This is a genomic window from Methanosphaera sp. A6 (assembly GCF_001729395.1).
Classification (GTDB): Archaea; Methanobacteriota; Methanobacteria; order Methanobacteriales; family Methanobacteriaceae; genus Methanosphaera; species Methanosphaera stadtmanae.
Genome location: NZ_MAIF01000072.1, coordinates 1 through 2,697, shown reverse-complemented (window position 1 = coordinate 2,697; position 2,697 = coordinate 1). Strand labels below are relative to the sequence as shown.

At 25.6% G+C, this 2,697-nt stretch carries 4 protein-coding genes; 3 read left to right on the top strand and 1 reads right to left on the bottom strand.

What is annotated here, in order from left to right; translation table 11 throughout:
• Positions 1–244 precede the first annotated feature (244 nt).
• The 3 genes from A9758_RS07540 to A9758_RS02480 all read left to right on the top strand — a co-directional run bounded on the left by A9758_RS07540 (position 245) and on the right by A9758_RS02480 (position 1,604).
• Positions 245–388 (top strand): hypothetical protein, encoded by a 144-nt coding sequence (locus A9758_RS07540; RefSeq protein WP_158005511.1) that lies wholly within the window; start codon positions 245–247, stop codon positions 386–388.
• 65 nt (positions 389–453) lie between these two features.
• Positions 454–792, top strand: coding sequence for a hypothetical protein (locus A9758_RS02485; RefSeq protein WP_011405853.1), 339 nt, complete (start codon positions 454–456; stop codon positions 790–792).
• A 53-nt stretch (positions 793–845) separates the two neighbouring features.
• A complete protein-coding gene (locus tag A9758_RS02480) occupies positions 846–1,604 on the top strand; it encodes a hypothetical protein (RefSeq protein ID WP_069776326.1) in 759 nt (252 codons plus the stop codon).
• Between the two features lie 457 nt (positions 1,605–2,061).
• Here A9758_RS02480 and A9758_RS02470 read toward each other — a convergent pair.
• The coding region (locus tag A9758_RS02470; RefSeq protein WP_143740857.1) for a formate--phosphoribosylaminoimidazolecarboxamide ligase at positions 2,062–2,697 on the bottom strand (636 nt) is incomplete at its 5' end.

Here is a 2,697-nt window from a genome sequence, read left to right as displayed (position 1 = left end):
AATTTTTATTTTAAAATATTTCAGTTCATATAATTTTTTTTGGATTTTTATATTTTTGAAACATTTTTTTAAAATTAGATAGGATGTTTAGTAGATAATATGAATAATAATTTTATATTTTCATGTTTTTTTGTCATGTTATTATTATTATTATGCTTTTGTTTTTCACCAATTTATGCATATAGTGAAAATGATTCTTCTAGTATAGATTATACTGATTATAATCAGATTAGTGAAGTAAATAATGAATATGGATTCTAATCATATAAATGATTATTCACCAAATTATCATAATTTAAATAAAAGATTTACATCTTTAGAATTAGATAAGTGTGTTAATTACTCTAAATTAGATGATAATAAGCATTCTGAAAATATGATTCAATAGTAGCTATACCTTCATCAGATTTATTTACAAAATCTTTTACAAACATACCTTTTTTAAGTGGTAGAATGATTGAAAAATGTAGTGAAGAATCCTATAAATATACAATGAAAGTATTTAAGGTAATATTTGATTATGATACTGTAGAAGAAATATTTAAAGAAGTACCTAAAAAGATAATAAAAACATTATTTACAGTAGAAATATCTAAGTTAATACTTGTAAATCAATTAGTTAAAAATTACTTTGATGATTTAATAAAAATGGAAGCAATACATATGATGAATTACACTTTATTTCTATTACGGAAAACATATGGTATGAATTTAACATATTTAGACTTGACATATGTAGCTAATACAAAAACAAATCAGACAAGGATAAGTGAATATTATGCAACAGTATAAAAAAAATATAATGAGGTGAAAAAATGTGGTGGTATTATTATTGGTTTGTATTTATGACTATAATTTTAATAATATTTCAAATTTCGGATTGGAATGGTAAATTATATTCTATTTTAGGGGTGCAGAAAAATGTATATTATAATGGAGAATATAGTTCTTTAAGGACTGGAAAATCACAAGGAGTTCTTCTTATTATTTTTGGTTTTATAGTCTTGGGTTATACTGTACCTCTTCTTAGAGATACAATGGAATTTGCAAAAATGTTCACTATGAGTGTATGGCCAATGACATTTATAATATTTTATGTGGGATGTATTGAATTATTACGTCCTCATACCTTTGGAGAAGAATCACGATGTGATGTTCCATGTGATGATTATGCAAAAGATGCTCTACTAGAGAAAAGCATGCCTTTATCTTATACAGAACTACTTTTAAAAGCAGAAGCATCACTTCTTATGGGAAGTCCAGTGCATTTTGGTCTGACAATAATAAATCCATTTAACTTTCCAACAATAGTATTAATTATACTCTGGGCAATATATATAGCAGTATTATTAGCATTTACATTTATGGATAAAATTAATGAATATTTATCAAAACATGAAGAAAAAATACTTAATTTTTTATGTCCTAATGGAGAATATGATAAATTTGATATTAGATATCCACCAGGATATTATTCGTATCTGCTATGTGCATATATACTTCCACTAGTACCAATGTTAATAACACTAGGCACAATGTTAATATGGACTGATTATTTTTATACAGGAGTTGTGTATAGGTTAATTCTTCCTTTGATATTATAAAGAAGGAAAAAACATTCTCCTTTTTTTATTTTTTTGTTTTAATTCTTTTATTTTTAAGTTTATTTTTTGATTGATTTTATTAAATGAGATAAATAGGATATTTTCAAATCTTTCTTGGTTTTTGTAATTATATAAGGGTATTAGTTCTTTGATAGAGTATTGTTGATTTAACTGTTGTAGTGTCATATTGTCTTTTTTGTTGGGGTTATTGCTAGTTTTATTTTTTCTTTCTTATTTTTAAAATAGTCAAGAAGATATGTTATTGGATTTAAAAACTTATTATAAAAAACTAATTTTAACAAAAATATTAAGAAATAAAAAGAGTATAGTTCTGGATTAATATAAACTTAAATTAAGGGGCTAAATTTCATTTTCAACTTACTAAAATTTAATATCCCATTACTCAAAAATAGCTTTTTTTTACTTCTAAAAAGGGAGGGGAGTGTAAATTGATAAATTATGTTAATATAACATCAAGTTTATCAGTTTCTATAGCATTCTTAATTTCTCTTGAAATTCTACGACCCATACTCATAACTTCTCCAAATTGGATATAGGAGTATGCAGATCCATTCATGAATGAATTAGTACCACCATCAATACGAGCACTCATTTCAAAAATAACAATTTCTCTATCATCATTTACTAAACATTGTAAACAGAAAGGACCATTCATACCAGGTTTTACTAATTTTTTAGCAGTTTCTACTAATCTATCTCCATTTTCAAATACTTGTGGAAGGAGAGATTCTCTTATTACAACTGGATGATTTCCACTAACAACATATGATGGGCTAAGATTTGCTTCTATTTGGTCTTGTGCAGGAATTCTTACAATACCATCAATATTTGTTTCATATCTACTATCCATTCCTAAAACTTCAACTTCATCTTTTAGAGCAGAGTAGAAGTAATGTATACAGAAGTTAGTACCACATACATATTCTTCAATATGTGCATCTTTAACATCACTATCTGTAATCCAATTTCTTTCTTTCATTTCCTGAATCTTATTTTGGAATTCCTCATAACTAGAACATATGAAGTAACCCTGTCCACCTCTTGCACCAGGGAATTTTACCATAACTTCCTT